The organism is Pseudogemmatithrix spongiicola, from assembly GCF_030623445.1.
Classification (GTDB): Bacteria; Gemmatimonadota; Gemmatimonadetes; order Gemmatimonadales; family Gemmatimonadaceae; genus Pseudogemmatithrix; species Pseudogemmatithrix spongiicola.
The window spans coordinates 3,224,087-3,238,020 of sequence record NZ_CP130613.1; the positions used below are offsets into that span (position 1 = coordinate 3,224,087).

Here is a 13,934-nt window from a genome sequence, read left to right on the forward strand (position 1 = left end):
TCCTCGACACCGGACGGCGCTGAGCGATGCCCCATCGCTTTCCCTGGGCGCGCTGGTCCGACCAGCGACTGATGCTCCTCAAGCTCCGCGACCTCGGGCTGCGCATCGATGGCACCTGGGTCGGGAGCTGCGTCGACGAACTGTACGCCGAGCTGGACGCGCGCGACATCCGCCTCAAGCCCCACGTCTGGGTCAGCGACGAGTGGTTCTCGCCTGGGGGAGTGAGTGGCTTCGCCGTCCCCTTCTACCTGCTGCATCCGCGCCTGATGCGGCTCGAGAAGAGCCAACTCATCGAGGTCGAGGGCGGCTCGCATCACGAGTGCATGAAGATCATGCGCCACGAGTGCGGGCATGCCATCCAGCACGGCTACCAGCTCCACCGCCGGCGCGAGTGGCAGCGCCTGTTCGGCAAGTCGAGCGTCAAGTATCCGGAGGCCTATCGCCCGAATCCGGCGAGCAAGAAGTACGTCCAGCACCTGCGCCGCTGGTACGCGCAGAGCCATCCGGACGAAGACTTCGCCGAGACCTTCGCGGTGTGGCTCAAGCCGCGCAGCGACTGGAAGCGTCGCTATGCCGGCTGGCCCGCGTTGCAGAAGCTCGAGTATGTGGACCGCTTGATGGCCGAGATCGCCGGGACGGTGCCCAAGGCCCGCAACCGCGAGGTGGTCGATCCGCTGCGCTCGATCAAGACCACGCTCTTCGAGCATTACACCTACCGCCGCGCGGTATATTCGGTCGAGTATCCCCCGCACTATGACGAAGACTTGCTGCGGCTGTTCTCCAGCGACCCTCGTCACCGCCACAAGCCCACCGCCGCCGGTTTCCTGCGGACGCATCGCGCGGACATCCGCCGCATCGTCTCCCGCTGGACCGGCGAATACCAGTTCTCGCTCGACCAAGTGCTCACGGACATGATCGGCCGCGCTCGCGAACTCAAGCTCCGCGTCGTCGGCCCCGAACGGCAACTGCTCACCGACTTCATGGTACTGCTCACCGCGCGTACCATGAGTTTCCTCGTCGGACAGGGCCGGCGGGACTGGATCGCCGTATGAGGAAGCTGCGCATCCTCGTGCTCACGCACCCGGATCTCGCGCCGCCCGACGTGCTGAGCTCGCTCACCCCGAAGGAAGCGTTCGAGATCAAGACCGAGATCGACGTCATCTCGACGCTTCGCCGGCTCGGGCACGATGTCCATGTCCTGGGCGTGCAGTGGGAGCTGCGTCCCATCCGCGAGGCCGTCGACGTCCTCAAGCCCGACATCGTCTTCAACCTGCTCGAGGAGTTCCACGGCGAGACCACCAACGACCACAACGTCGTCGGGTTCCTCGAGCTCATGAAGGTGCCCTACACCGGATGCAACCCGCGCGGCCTCATGCTCTCGCGCGGCAAGGCGCTCTCCAAGAAGCTCTTGCACTACCATCGCATCCGGACCCCGGACTTCGCGGTCTTCCCGATCGGTCGCAAGGTGCGGCGCCCACGGCACCTCGCCTTCCCGCTCATCGTGAAGTCGCTCATCGAGCACTCCTCGACGGGCATCTCGCAGGCGTCAATCGTCGATTCCGACGAGAAGCTGGCGGAGCGCGTGCGCTTCATCCACGAACGCGTCGGCACGGATGCCATCGCCGAGCAGTTCATCGATGGCCGCGAGCTGTACGTCAGCGTCCTCGGCAACGATCGCCTGCGCGCCTTCACGCCCTGGGAGCTCGTCGCCGAGAAAGGCGACCCCAGCGAGCCGCTGATCGCGACGGCCAAGGCAAAACACGACCTGGATTACCAGACCAAGAAGGGCATCGTCATCCGGGCCGCGCAGGAGCTGCATCCGGGCGTCGAGGAGCGCCTGCTGCACGACAGCAAGCGCATCTATCGCATCCTCGAGCTCACGGGCTACGCGCGCATCGACTTCCGCCTCGACGCCGAGGACCGCCCGTATTTCCTCGAGGCGAACCCGAATCCCGACATCGCCGAGCACGAGGAGTTCGCGTCGGCGGCGAACTTCGACGGTGTCGCGTACCCTAAGCTGCTCGAGCGCATCATCCGCCTCGGACTCCGCGACGCCGAGTGAGCCGGCGGCGTACCGCCGGGTGTACGTCCGGTCGCCGTGACGAGACACCGCCAACGCCACGGGGCGCGAGTGCGTAGACACGGTACAATGTCCGCATTTCCCCGTCTGCTGCGCCTGGCACCCGCCGTGCTGGGCGTTCTGCTTCTGTTTGCCAGCCCCGCCGCCGCCCAGAGCGCCGCGGCGCCGCGGCCGGAGCCGGCCTCCGAACCCCGCCTCCGCGTCTTCCTCGACTGCCCGACGGGAGGCTGTGACCGCAATTACTTGGTCACCAACCTGCCGTTCGTCCTGTGGACGCAGGATCGGCTCGACGCCGATGTGCATGCGCTGATCACCGGCCTCGGCACCGCCGCCGGCGGCACTGAGTACACCATTGCGCTGCTCGGCCGCGCCGCCTTCGCCGCCCGCAGCGACACCCTGCGCGCCACGATCGCACCGAACAGCACCGACGAGATGCGCCGGCGTGAGATGGCGCGTGTGCTCACCATCGGCTTGCTGCCCTTCGCCGTGCGCGTCAGCGACACGGGCCCGTTCTCCGTGCGCTACGACGCACCCACCGTGCCCGACGGCGGCATCGGCAGCGTCATTCGTGATCCCTGGAATTTCTGGGTGTACCGCCTGCGCGCCAACGGCAGCGGCAACGCCGAGACCCTGAACTCCTCGTACAACATCAACGGCAGCGTCAACATCAGTCGCACGACGGAGCTCTGGAAGCTCTCGCTGAACCTGTACGAGGAATATCGCGCGAATACGTTCACGCTGTCCGATGGCACGGAACCCACCTACATCCTCCGCTCGTCGGATATGTCCGCCCGCGTCGTCCGCAGCGTCACCGAGCATTGGTCGGTCGGCACGCGCGGCACCGGCGGCCGCTCGGACTTCCGCAACCAGGATGCGTTCGCCGGCATCGACGTCTCCGCGGAATACAACGTGTATCCCTGGAAGGAAGCGACCTCGCGCCAGCTGATCGCCGCGCTCGCCCTCGGCGCGCGCCACTTCGACTACCGGGACACGACCATCTTCGACGAAGTGGCCGAGACGCGTCCCATCGCGCGCGCCATCCTCTCGGGCGAGTCACGCCAGCAGTGGGGCACGCTCGACGCGGCGCTGCGGTACACGCACTTCCTGCACGACGCCGCGCTCTACAACGTGAGCTTCAACGGGCGAGCCCAGGTGCGCCTCACGCGCGGCCTCGCCGTCGAGCTGCGCGGGGAAGCCGCGAAGGTCAACGACCAGCTCTACCTGCGGCGCGGCGGCGCCAGCGACGAGGAAGTGCTCACCCGCCAGCGCGCGCTGGCCACCAACTTCCGCATCGGCGGCTCGGTCGGCCTCAGCTTCACTTTCGGCTCGATCTACAACACCATCGTGAACCCGCGCCTCGACGAGCTCGGGACCTGACGCTCAGTCGCTGACGGCCATCGCGAACGTCACGACGTTCCCGCCGGGCTCACGCACGCAGATCTCCTCCATGCCGTAGAACGTCTTGCGGCGCGGAAAGACGATCGGGGCGCCTTCGACCGCCTCGATCGTCGCGTCGAGATCCATCACCTCGAGGAACAGGAACGTCCCGCCGCCCGGCGCGTCCGACAGCGCCGGGACGTCCGAGGCCACGCTCGCGCGCGTCTGGTACATGATCTCCAGGCCGCTCTTCTCGAGGATCGCGAACCCCAGCCGCCCCTCGTGCGGCACCTCGGCGGTCTTCTCGAACCCCAAGGCATCCCAGAATGCGAGGCAGGGTTCGATCTCGTCCACGAGCATGATCGGCGTGATGCGCTTCAGCCAGTTGGCCATCGTCAGTTCCCCTGCCGCGCCGCGGCGTGCTTGCGCCGGATGCGCTCCAGCCCCTCGGCGATCTCCGTCGCCGAGACCCAGCGCCCACGCACCATGACGCCGTGGCGCTGCGTGAGATTGGCCAGGTCGGCTGTCGGGTCGGCATCGAGCAGCACGAGGTCGGCCCATTGGCCCACGGCCACCGTGCCGAAGCTTCCGTCGCGCTTGAGGCTCTCGCGCACGTAGCGCCCGACGTTCCGCGTGCCGCTCTCCAGCACCTGCTGCGGCGAAAGCCCCGCCGCGCGCGCCACCTGCAGCTCGCGATGCAGCGCGTAGCCCGGCACGTTGAACATTTGCGGCGAGTCCGTCCCCATCAGCAACGGCGCACCCGCATCGGCCAGCGCCTTCAGCATCTCGCGACGCAGCGCCAGGTACCGCGCCCGGCGCGCCGGCGTCATGCGCTGGTTCTCGTCGGCCAGCGCGCGACCCCGCTTCTGGTTCATCCACGCCGTCACCTGCTGCGCCGACACGTACTGCATCTCCGGCAACGCCGCGAGCTCCTCCGGCGTGGCGTCGTTGTAGAAGTTCTCCCACAGGTACATGGTCGGCACGTTCCACACGCTGCGCTCGCGCGCCATCCGCGCGAGCTGCGGAAACTTCGCCGGGTCGACGGCATCGATGATGTCACCCAGCTGGTTGCCCGGCGCATAGACGGAGGAGTCACGCACCGCAGCCTCGAGATAGCCGTCGACGTGATCGATCGTCGCGATACCGCCCTGCATGGCGTGCACGATGCCCACGTCGAACGGGATGTGCCCGCCATACGTGAGCCCCTGCGCCCGCATCTCGGCCACGGCGGCGTCCCAGGTCGCGCGGCTCACGCCCGGATGGATCTTCACGAGGTCGTAGCCCGTCGCCTTCGCCTGCCGCACCAGCGCCACGGCCGCCTCGGGCGTCGGCGCGCTGTTGCCGTTCAGCGACGGCGCCGCCGGGAAGAACTGCGGCCCGAGCATGCTCCCGCGCGAAAGTTCGTCGCGCAGGGAGATCTGGTACGGGGCGCCCAGCATCCCGCGGATCGTCGTGATGCCGTTCGCGACGTAGAGGAACATGATGTCCTCCAGCTGCTCGCGGGTCGGGTTGCCCGGCGGCACATGCGCGTGCATCTCCGCGAGCCCCGGCATCAGGAACTTGCCGCGCGCGTCGATGCGCTGCGCACCCGCCGGCACCGGCGTCGACGCACTCGGCCCGAGCGCCGCGATCTTGCCGTCGCGTACGATGACGGTGTGGTTGGTCAGTCGGCGATCGCCGTCCATCGTCAGGACGGTGGCGTTTGTGAACGCGACGGGCGCCGACTGCGCGGCCAGCGGGGACGCGGCCATCAGCGCCGCCGCGAAGGTGACGAGCGCGGTCGCGATCGGCGTCGCGCGGCGGAAGGACGGGGAACGAGACATCGGCGGTCTCCAGACGTGGGACGGCACGCGGCGTGAGGATGGGGGCGCGCGCATCGTTCGGCATTAACTTACGCGACGATGGATTCCCCCGTTCACGCCGAGCCGCGCCGCGGCATCCTTGGGCTGTCGTGGCGCCAGTGCGTCGCGCTGCTCGCGCTGGTGAACGCCTTCGTGGCCACCTATCTGCATCTCTGGAAGATCGGAAAGGCCGGCGCGCTCGCCTGCGGCGGTGGCGGCGGCTGCCAGATCGTCCAATACAGCCCCTGGAGCTACTTCTTCGGGGTCGACGTCGCGCTCATCGGCGCCGTAGGCTACTCCACGCTGTTCCTGGTGGCCGCGATCGGCAGCCTTCCGCGCTTCGAGGACCTGCGGGCCTTCGCGCTGACGCAGATGGCCCTCGTCTACGCGGCATTCCTCTTCACCCTGCGGCTCAAGTGGGCGGAGTTCTACAAGCTCCGTACCTTCTGCCCCTGGTGCGCCATCAGCGCCGTCTCCATCACGATCTTGGTCGTGATCGTCACCCTGGAGTGGCGGCGGCAGCGGACGCCGCAGTAGGACCCCAAGACGAACGCGGGGGCCGGCAGCAGCCGGCCCCCGCGTTTCTTGGTCGATCCAGTGGCCAGAGTCGGAATCGAACCGACGACACGCGGATTTTCAGTCCGCTGCTCTACCAACTGAGCTATCTGGCCGTAAGTCCTGAAAGCTAAACACCTTGGGGCGCGCACTCAAGGACGCAACTCCTGAGCGCCCCCGCGCGTCTTATTACTCGGACGGGGCCGCGTGGCCCCCCTCACCTTGGCCCCGCCACCCCGCATGTTCCGACTCCTCGCCGCCCTGTGGACGGCGGCGCTGTTTGTCCCGCCCATCCTTGCTGCGCAGTCGCGCCGGGCGGCGCCGATGACCCCTGCGGCGCTCCGCACGAGACTCGAGGCCTTCGCGCACGATTCCATGCGGGGCCGCATGACAGGCACCGCGGACCACCGCCGCGCGACCGCCTACATCGCCGCCGAGCTCCGGCGCCTCGGCCTCGAACCCGCCGGCGACAGCGGCAGCTTCCTGCAACGCGTCCCGCTGCTGGGCACCGCGCTCGACACCGCCACCACCTTCAATGTCGTCGCAATCCTGCCCGGCAGCGATCCGGTGTTGCGCGCCGAATACGTGGCGCTGGGCGCACACAGCGACCACGTCGGCGTCGGACGGCCCGTCGACCGTGATTCGCTGCGAGCCTTCCACCTCGGGCTCCGCCGCGCCCAACTCGCGGCCGGCGGACGCGTCACGCCGGAGGTGTACGCCTCCGTCCGGGTCAACATGGACTCGATACGTCGTCGGCACCCGACGCCGCGGCTCGATTCCATCTACAACGGCGCCGACGACGATGGCAGCGGTGCCATGGGCCTGCTCGAGGTGGCGCGCGCGATGGCCACCGAACGCACCCGCCCGAGACGCTCCATCCTCTTCGTCTGGCACACGGGCGAGGAAGGCGGGCTGTTCGGCGCCGAGCACTTCACGGACCATCCGACGGTGCCGCGCGAGAGCATCGTCGCGCAGGTGAACCTCGACATGATCGGCCGCGGGGGGCGCGGCGAGGAACGCGGCGCTGGGCCGCGCTACCTGCAGTTGATCGGCGCCCGCCGCTTGTCGTCGCAACTCGGCGACGTGATCGATGAGGTCAACCGACGCGGGCGCTATCGCTGGGCCTTCGACTACCAGTACGACGCACCCGGACACCCTGAGCAGTTCTACTGCCGCTCCGACCACTACATGTACGCCCGCCACGGGATTCCCGTGGTGTTCATGACCACCGGCAGTCACGCCGACTACCACCAGGTCACCGACGAAGTGCAGTACATTGATTTCGAGAAGCTGGCCCGGGTGACGTCGTTCACGCGCGACCTCGCGCGGGCCATCGCCGATCGCCCCGCCCGCCTGGTAGTCGACAGACCTCGCCCCAATCCCCGCGGCACCTGCATCCAATGATGCCGCCTTCGCCTTCCCGTCCTCCGTCGCTGATGCGCCACCTCGCTTCCGCCATCGCCGCCTTGGCCCTGAGCTCCTCGCTCGCCGCCCAAGGCCCGCTCCGTGTGCCCGTCACGGTCGACACCCTGCCCAACGGCCTCACGCTCATCATCCACCGGGATCCGAGCGTACCGGTCGTCACCACCAACGTCTGGTACCACGTCGGCTCCGGCGACGAGAAGGTGGGCCGCACAGGCTTCGCCCATCTCTTCGAGCACCTCATGTTCATGGGTTCGAAGAACGCGCCGTATCCCCAGTTCGACCGCCTGCTGGAGGCGGCCGGCGCCAACAACAACGGGTCGACGAATCCCGACCGCACCAACTACTACGAGTCGGGCCCGGCCTCCGCGCTGCCGCTCATGCTCTGGCTCGAGGCGGATCGCCTCGGCTGGATGCTCGAGACCATGGACGCGCCCAAGGTCGATCTCCAGCGCGACGTGGTGAAGAACGAGCGGCGGCAGAGCTACGAGAACCAGCCCTACGGCCTCGCCTTCGAGCATCTCGTTGCGGCCATCTATCCCAAGGGCCATCCGTACTCGTGGAGCACCATCGGCTCCATGGCCGATCTCTCGGCGGCATCGCTCGAGGACGTCAAGGATTTCTTCCGCACCTATTACACGCCGAACAACGCCAGCATCGTCGTGGCCGGTGCGGTGAACGTGGACTCCGTGCGCGCCCTCGCGCGTCAGATGTTCGGTGAGATCCCGCGCGGACCGGCCATCGAACGCCCGCGCCCGGCGCCCTTCACGCTGCGCGACACGACCATCGTCCTCGAAGACCGCGTGCAGCTGCCGCGCGTCTACCTCGCCTGGCACGCCGTGCCGGAGTTCTCCGCCGACGATGCCGCGCTTGACGTCGCCGCGTACATCCTCGCCGGCGCGCGCAACTCGCGCCTGACCCAGGCATTGGTCTTCCAGCGCGAACTCGCGACCAACGCCAGCGCCTTCAACTCGTCGAAGCGCCTCGACGGTGATTTCCAGGTCGTCGCCACGGCGCGCCCCGGCATCGCGCTCGATTCCCTGACGCGCGTCATCGACGCCGAGCTGCGCCGCCTCGCCAGCGAGCCGCCCACCGCGCGCGAGCTCGAGCAGGCGAAGAACAGCATCGAGGCGTCATTCCTCAACGGCCTCGAGTTCGTCGATGCCAAGGCGGATCGCCTCAACGCGTACTACTACGCGACCGGCACGCCCGACTACTTCCAGCAGGATCTCGATCGCTATCGCCGCGTCACCGCCGCCGATGTCTCGCGCGTGGTCCGGCAGTATCTCCTCACCGGCCGCGTCACGCTCTCCGTCGTGCCGCAGGGCCGCACCAATCTCGCCGCCACGCCGAGGGTGACGCAGTGACCCGCGCCCGCCTCCTGATCCTCAGCGCGCTCGCGCTGCCGTTCGTCTCCGTCCACGCGCAGCAGCCGGCCTTCGACCGCACGCGCCCGCCCACGCTCGGCGCCGCGCCCACGCTGACCATTCCCAGCGTGCGCGCCAGCCGCCTCTCCAGTGGAGCCGCGCTCAAGGTGGTCGAGCAACGCGAGCTGCCGCTCGTCCACGTCACGCTGCAGTTCGCCGGCGGCGGCCGCCTCGACAACGACATGCCCGGCCTCGCGAGCTTCGTCGCCACGATGGTGCGCGAAGGCGCCGGCACGCGTGACGCCAACGCGTTGCAGAGCGAACTCGCCTACCTCGGCGCGACGCTCTCCGCCAACGCCGACTGGGACAACACCAGCATCACGCTGCGCGTCGCCAAGCGCAATCTCGACGCCGCGCTCGACCTGATGGCCGATGTCGTGCTGCGCCCGACCTTCGCCGCCGCCGATGTGCGCCGGCAGCGCGACCTCCGCCTCGCCGCCCTGCTGCAGCAGCGGGATCAGCCGCGCACGCTCGCGACGATGACGTTCAATCGCGCGCTCTTCCCGGCCGGCCACCCGTACCGGCAGTCCCTCGGCGGCGACTCCGCCTCCACCGCCGCGCTCGATTCCGCCGTCGTGCGCGCCTTCCATGACGGCGCCTACCGCCCGCTCCGCGCGACGTTCACCGTCGTCGGGGACATCGACGAGACCGAGGCGCGCAGTCAGTTGGACCGGCGCTTCGGCAACTGGGCCATCCGTGGAGCCGAGCGGCGGCCCGCGCCCGTCCTCGTCGCGGCGACGCGCAGCCCGGCGCGCCGCGTCATCCTCGTCGATAAGCCGGGAGCCGCGCAGTCCGTCATCATGATCGGGGCCCCCGGCCTCGAGCGCACGACGCCGGACTATGCGGCCATCCAGGTGATGAACACCATCCTCGGCGGGTCCTTCTCGTCGCGCCTCAACACCACGCTGCGCGAGACCAAGGGCTACACCTATGGCGCAAGCTCCGGCTTCCAGTGGCGACCGCTGCCCGGCGCCTTCGTCGCCAGCTCCGACGTGCGCACGGATGTCACGGACAGTTCGCTCGTCGAGTTCTTCCGGGAGATCCGCACGCTGCGCGACACGCTCGTGAGCGAGGGTGAGCTCGCGCGCGCCAAGGCGTTCATCGCGCTCGGCATCCCCGGTGACTTCGAGTCCACCGCGCAGATCGCCGGCCAAGTCACGGCGCTCGCGCTGTTCAACTTGCCGCTCGCTTGGCTGCAGGAGTACGTCGCCGCCGTGAACGCGGTGACCGCGGCCGACGTGCAGCGTGTGGCGCGTCGCTACGTGCCGGACGATGCGGCAACGGTCATCGTGGTCGGCGACCTCGCGAAGGTCCGCGCCGGCATCGAAGCCTTGAACCTCGGGCCCGTCACGGTCGTGCCGGTCGAGGAGCTCGCGCGCCCGTGAGCGACCGCGCGCGCTTGCGCATCGCCTTCCAGGGCGAGCTGGGCTCGTTCTCCGACGAGGCCATCCAGCAGCTCTATGGCGGCGATGTGCAGCGCCTCCCGTACCGTGACTTCGCCGACGTCACGGCGTCGGTCGCGTCGGGCGTGGCCGACCGCGGCGTGCTGCCCATCGAGAACACCATGGCCGGCTCCATCGCCGGTGCGCACGACGCGATCTCCGCGATGCCGGGCCTGCACGTGGTCGCCGAAACGGTGGTCGCCGTGCACCACTGCCTCCTCGGCCCACCGACGACGACCTTCGAGCAGGTGACCAGCGTGCTTTGTCACCCCGTCGCGCTCGCCCAGTGCCAGCAGTTCTTCGCCGAGAATCCGCAGCTTGAGGTGCATCCGTCGTACGACACGGCAGGTGCGGCGATGGACGTGTCGAAGATCGCCGATCCCGCATTTGCGGCGGTCGCCAGCCGACGCGCGGCGCTGCATTACGACCTCAAGGTGCTTCGCGCCGACATCGAGGACCGCGCCGATAACCAGACGCGCTTCCTCGCACTCTCGCGCGCGCCCCAGCCGCTGCCCAACGGCACGCCGGCTCGCACCATGGTGATGGTCACCACCGGCGACGCCCCAGGCTCGCTGCTCGCCGTGCTGACACCCCTCGCCACGCACGGCGTGAGCATCCGCCGCCTCGAGTCCCGGCCCACCGGCGAACCCTGGAGCTACCGCTTCTTCATCGAGTTCGACCATCAGGTCGGTGACGAGCGCGCCGAGGCGGTGATGCAGGAGATCGCCGCACGGAGTGCGTCGGCGCGCTTCTTCGGGACCTTCCCGCGATGGGGCGCGGGCCGGCGCGGCAGCATCGGCTGGAGCTCCGGGGCAATCTCACCCGTGTGAGCCGCGCTCCGGCGCAGCCTTAGCGCGGCTTCCGGTACTCCGCCGAGATGATGCTCTTGAGTCCGCCGCGCACGTTGAAGTCGCCGACGACCTTCATCGAGCGCGGCTGCGCCGCCGCCACGAGGTCGTCGAGGATGCGATTCACGACGCGCTCGTAGAAGATGCCGTCGTTGCGGAAGCTCCAGAGATAGAGCTTGAGGCTCTTCAGCTCGAGGCAGACGGCGTCGGGCACGTACGTGATGTTGATCGTCGCGAAATCCGGCGCGCCGCCCTTGAGCAGCGCCAGCTCCGCCGCATCGGATTCCACGCCGCCCAGCGGGCAGAGCGACGTGAACTCCGGCGTCGTCATGAAGATCTCGTAGTCCCGGTCCGCGTACGGGTTCGGGAAGGTCTCAAGCAGTTCCGGCTGTGGCATGGCAGGTCAGGAATCGCGCAGGCGGCGCGAGTGGTCATCGAGGATGCGACGTTCCTCGTCGGTGAGTCCGTCGAGGCCGTGCGTGAGGATCTTGTCGAGGATTGCGTCCACCGTCGGCGGCACGGCGGGCTCCCCCGCCGCGCGCGGCAACGCCGGGCGCTCGGGGTCGGCGCGACGGCGCGCCGCCGCGGCGTTGCTGCGGGCCACCACGTCGTCGATGGTCTCGCGCTGGCCGCGCGCGCGCGGCGAACTCTTCGGGATCGCCCGCGGCGGCTGATCCTCGGGCGGCTCGTCCGGCTGTGCCGACACGCCATCGCGGATCCGCTCCACGAGCAACACGTGCGTCGCGCGGGTGAAGAGCCACGCGGCGCCCAGGCCGCCCAGATGCGCCAACGCCGCGCCGCCGCCGCCGATCGGCTCCTGGAGTGCCGTCAACAGCAGCACCGCCGCCACGAAGGCCGCCGCCCAACGTACGCGCACCGTGAACCCGCCCGCGAGGATGCGTTCCTCCGCCCCCCAGCGCAGCGCATGCGCCGCCAACACGCCGAGGGCGACGCTTGTTGCGCCGAGCAGCGGTGCCGTGCCGCCGACGAACAGGTGCACCATCCATCCGCCCAGCGCGGCGAACGCTGCGAATCCCACGAATCGCCGCGGCCCCCAGATGCGCTCGAGGCGCGGACCGAACACGAGCAGCACGTACACCGCCAGCGCCAACAGCGTCGCGCTCGGCTGCACGAGGGAGTAGGTCGCCGCGGACCACCAGCGCCCCGCATCCAGGTCGCCGCGGTGGAAGGCCAGCGCCTCGACCAACACTTCGGGCCGGAGCACCGTCCACCGGAGGAAGTGCACGCCCACCAAGGTGGCCACCAGCGCGAACGTCGCCGGCGGCACCAGCGGTGCGCGCTCCATGGGACGCTCGGTGGGACGCTCCGCCACGCGCATCGCCTCAGCGCAGCCCGGACGGCGGCGCGATGCGCATCGCCAACCGCGTGTCGGCATGCACGGCCATCGCCTGCTCGAGCAACGACGCCCAGCGGCGATCCAACACCGCCGCGTTCTCGCCGACCGGCGGATGGATCACGATCTGCGTCGCCGCGCTGGCGGCATGCGCCTCCTCGACGAGCCGCAGCAGCATCGAGTCCGAGGTGTCCTCGCGCGGGATGAGCACGAGGGCATGCGCCACGCCGCCGGTGGCGGCGACCTTCAGCGTCTCGATCGCGCGATCCAACGCCGCTTCACCGCCGCCGAACTCCACGGTCACCTGCACCAAGGCGAGTTGCCCCAGCAGCGCCGGCAGTTCGGTCGGTCGCATGCCATCCGTGTCGAGCATCACCGGCACCGTCGGCTTGGCGCCGTCCAGTGCCGCCTTGAGGAACGCCACGCTGCCCAGCGGGTCGCGCCCGCTGATCGCCACCGAGTGGAACGCGGAGCGCTGCAGTTGCCGCTGCAGCTCGCGGATCAGCGCCGGCGCGAGATACATCGTCGCCGTCTCCGCCTCGCCGGCGAAGCGCACGAACAGCTGGCGGCGGCCGGCCCACGGCCCGAACGCCTGCACGCCCGCCGGGATTCCGGCGAGTGCGGCGGCCATCGGCATTCCTGCAGTCATGCCCTCTCCTCCTTACCCGCGCACGGCTTCGAGCGCGATGCGTTCACACAGTTCGGGAAACCCGATCCCCGCCGCCTGTGCGGCCTGTGGGACCAAGCTCGTGCCCGTCATCCCCGGCAACGTGTTCGCCTCGAGGCAGAACAGGCGGCCACTCGGGTCATAGCGAAAATCCACGCGCGCGCAGCCCCGAAGCTTCAACGCAGCGTAGGCCTGGAGCGCCAACCGCTGCACCTCGTCGCGAACCGCATCGGGAATCGGCGCCGGAAACAGCTCCTCCGCCATCCCCGGCGTGTACTTGCACTCGTAGTCGTAAATGTCGTGCTTGGGGATGATTTCGCCAACTGGCAGGGCCGTCCCCCCCAGCACCCCCACGGTCAGCTCCCGGCCCGGCACGAAGGCTTCCAGCATGACTTCATCGTCGTGCTCGAAGGCCAGCGCGATCGCCGCCGGCAGGGCCGACGGGTCCTCGATGATCGACAGACCCACCGTCGAGCCCTGCTTCGACGGCTTCACCACCACCTTCGGCCCCAGCGCGGCGAACGTCTCGGCGGCGTATGCAGGTTCCCGCCAGCGGACCTGCGTCGCCGCATCGAGCATCCGCCACTCCGCCGTCGGCACCCCGGCGGCGCGGAAGAGTCGCTTCGAGAGGTCCTTGTCCATCGCGAGCGCGCTGCCCAACACGCCGCTTCCCGTGTAGCGGATCCCGGCGAGGTCGAGCAGGGCCTGGATGGTCCCGTCCTCTCCGGCGCCGCCATGGAGGGCCAGCCACGTCACGTCCGCAGCCTTCGCCGCGGACAGCACCGCAAAGGGATCCGGATGCGGATCCGCCTCCGTCACCTGATGCCCGCGCTCCCGCAGTGCCGCGGCGACGCGCGTGCCGCTCGAAAGCGACACCTCGCGTTCCGCCGAACTCCCGCCGAGCAAGACCAGGATCTTCAC

At 69.3% G+C, this 13,934-nt stretch carries 14 protein-coding genes and 1 tRNA gene; 8 read left to right on the forward strand and 7 right to left on the reverse strand.

What is annotated here, in order from left to right:
- The first annotated feature begins 26 nt into the window (after positions 1-26).
- From Strain318_RS14760 to Strain318_RS14770, 3 genes are all read left to right on the forward strand, one after another.
- Positions 27-1,052 (forward strand): putative zinc-binding metallopeptidase, encoded by a 1,026-nt coding sequence (locus Strain318_RS14760; protein WP_367886449.1) that lies wholly within the window; start codon positions 27-29, stop codon positions 1,050-1,052.
- On the forward strand, positions 1,049-2,062 hold the full coding sequence (locus Strain318_RS14765; protein ID WP_367886450.1) for a D-alanine--D-alanine ligase family protein: 1,014 nt from the start codon (positions 1,049-1,051) through the stop codon (positions 2,060-2,062). The genes Strain318_RS14760 and Strain318_RS14765 overlap by 4 nt, the downstream gene beginning before the upstream one ends.
- 87 nt (positions 2,063-2,149) lie before the next feature.
- Positions 2,150-3,457, forward strand: a complete 1,308-nt coding sequence (locus Strain318_RS14770) for a hypothetical protein (protein WP_367886451.1) — start codon at positions 2,150-2,152, stop codon at positions 3,455-3,457.
- 3 nt (positions 3,458-3,460) lie between these two features.
- Here the strand turns inward: Strain318_RS14770 and Strain318_RS14775 are convergent, their stop codons facing one another.
- Together Strain318_RS14775 and Strain318_RS14780 are read right to left on the reverse strand one after the other, a co-directional pair.
- Complete coding sequence (locus Strain318_RS14775) at positions 3,461-3,850, reverse strand: VOC family protein (RefSeq protein WP_367886452.1); 390 nt, start codon at positions 3,848-3,850, stop codon at positions 3,461-3,463.
- Positions 3,851-3,852: 2 nt separating this feature from the next.
- Positions 3,853-5,280 (reverse strand): amidohydrolase family protein, encoded by a 1,428-nt coding sequence (locus Strain318_RS14780; protein WP_367886453.1) that lies wholly within the window; start codon positions 5,278-5,280, stop codon positions 3,853-3,855.
- A gap of 78 nt (positions 5,281-5,358) precedes the next feature.
- Here Strain318_RS14780 and Strain318_RS14785 point away from each other — a divergent pair, with 78 nt between their 5' ends.
- Positions 5,359-5,835 (forward strand): vitamin K epoxide reductase family protein, encoded by a 477-nt coding sequence (locus Strain318_RS14785; RefSeq protein ID WP_367886454.1) that lies wholly within the window; start codon positions 5,359-5,361, stop codon positions 5,833-5,835.
- Positions 5,836-5,896: 61 nt separating this feature from the next.
- Here the strand turns inward: Strain318_RS14785 and Strain318_RS14790 are convergent.
- Positions 5,897-5,969, reverse strand: a tRNA-Phe gene (locus Strain318_RS14790).
- 124 nt (positions 5,970-6,093) lie between these two features.
- On the opposite strand from Strain318_RS14790, the gene Strain318_RS14795 reads away from it, so the two are divergent.
- Genes Strain318_RS14795 through Strain318_RS14810 form a run of 4 tightly spaced genes read left to right on the forward strand, consistent with a single transcriptional unit; the run spans position 6,094 to position 10,974 of the window.
- Positions 6,094-7,257, forward strand: a complete 1,164-nt coding sequence (locus Strain318_RS14795) for a M20/M25/M40 family metallo-hydrolase (RefSeq protein WP_367886455.1) — start codon at positions 6,094-6,096, stop codon at positions 7,255-7,257.
- 32 nt (positions 7,258-7,289) lie between these two features.
- Entirely contained in the window at positions 7,290-8,642 is a 1,353-nt protein-coding gene (locus Strain318_RS14800) for a M16 family metallopeptidase (protein ID WP_367886456.1), read from the forward strand.
- Positions 8,639-10,087 (forward strand): M16 family metallopeptidase, encoded by a 1,449-nt coding sequence (locus tag Strain318_RS14805; protein ID WP_367886457.1) that lies wholly within the window; start codon positions 8,639-8,641, stop codon positions 10,085-10,087. Before Strain318_RS14800 ends, Strain318_RS14805 begins: the two co-directional genes overlap by 4 nt.
- Positions 10,084-10,974 (forward strand): prephenate dehydratase, encoded by an 891-nt coding sequence (locus tag Strain318_RS14810; RefSeq protein WP_367886458.1) that lies wholly within the window; start codon positions 10,084-10,086, stop codon positions 10,972-10,974. The genes Strain318_RS14805 and Strain318_RS14810 overlap by 4 nt, the downstream gene beginning before the upstream one ends.
- Positions 10,975-10,993: 19 nt before the next feature.
- Here Strain318_RS14810 and queF read toward each other — a convergent pair whose 3' ends face one another.
- Genes queF through Strain318_RS14830 form a run of 4 tightly spaced genes read right to left on the reverse strand, consistent with a single transcriptional unit; the run spans position 10,994 to position 13,934 of the window.
- A complete protein-coding gene (queF, locus tag Strain318_RS14815) occupies positions 10,994-11,389 on the reverse strand; it encodes a preQ(1) synthase (RefSeq protein ID WP_367886459.1) in 396 nt (131 codons plus the stop codon).
- Positions 11,390-11,395: 6 nt separating this feature from the next.
- Entirely contained in the window at positions 11,396-12,325 is a 930-nt protein-coding gene (locus tag Strain318_RS14820; protein WP_367886460.1) for a rhomboid family intramembrane serine protease, read from the reverse strand.
- 10 nt (positions 12,326-12,335) lie between these two features.
- A complete protein-coding gene (locus Strain318_RS14825; RefSeq protein WP_367886461.1) occupies positions 12,336-12,995 on the reverse strand; it encodes a hypothetical protein in 660 nt (219 codons plus the stop codon).
- Positions 12,996-13,007: 12 nt separating this feature from the next.
- Positions 13,008-13,934: a D-alanine--D-alanine ligase gene (locus Strain318_RS14830; protein ID WP_367886462.1), complete on the reverse strand. Its 927-nt coding sequence runs from the start codon at positions 13,932-13,934 to the stop codon at positions 13,008-13,010.

Coding starts and splice junctions, on each gene's coding strand:
- Strain318_RS14760 (WP_367886449.1), top strand. CDS start 27: ATGCCCCATCGCTTTCCCTGGGCGCGCTGGTCCGACCAGCGACTGATG.
- Strain318_RS14765 (WP_367886450.1), top strand. CDS start 1,049: ATGAGGAAGCTGCGCATCCTCGTGCTCACGCACCCGGATCTCGCGCCG.
- Strain318_RS14770 (WP_367886451.1), top strand. CDS start 2,150: ATGTCCGCATTTCCCCGTCTGCTGCGCCTGGCACCCGCCGTGCTGGGC.
- Strain318_RS14775 (WP_367886452.1), bottom strand. CDS start 3,850: ATGGCCAACTGGCTGAAGCGCATCACGCCGATCATGCTCGTGGACGAG.
- Strain318_RS14780 (WP_367886453.1), bottom strand. CDS start 5,280: ATGTCTCGTTCCCCGTCCTTCCGCCGCGCGACGCCGATCGCGACCGCG.
- Strain318_RS14785 (WP_367886454.1), top strand. CDS start 5,359: ATGGATTCCCCCGTTCACGCCGAGCCGCGCCGCGGCATCCTTGGGCTG.
- Strain318_RS14795 (WP_367886455.1), top strand. CDS start 6,094: ATGTTCCGACTCCTCGCCGCCCTGTGGACGGCGGCGCTGTTTGTCCCG.
- Strain318_RS14800 (WP_367886456.1), top strand. CDS start 7,290: ATGCGCCACCTCGCTTCCGCCATCGCCGCCTTGGCCCTGAGCTCCTCG.
- queF (WP_367886459.1), bottom strand. CDS start 11,389: ATGCCACAGCCGGAACTGCTTGAGACCTTCCCGAACCCGTACGCGGAC.
- Strain318_RS14825 (WP_367886461.1), bottom strand. CDS start 12,995: ATGACTGCAGGAATGCCGATGGCCGCCGCACTCGCCGGAATCCCGGCG.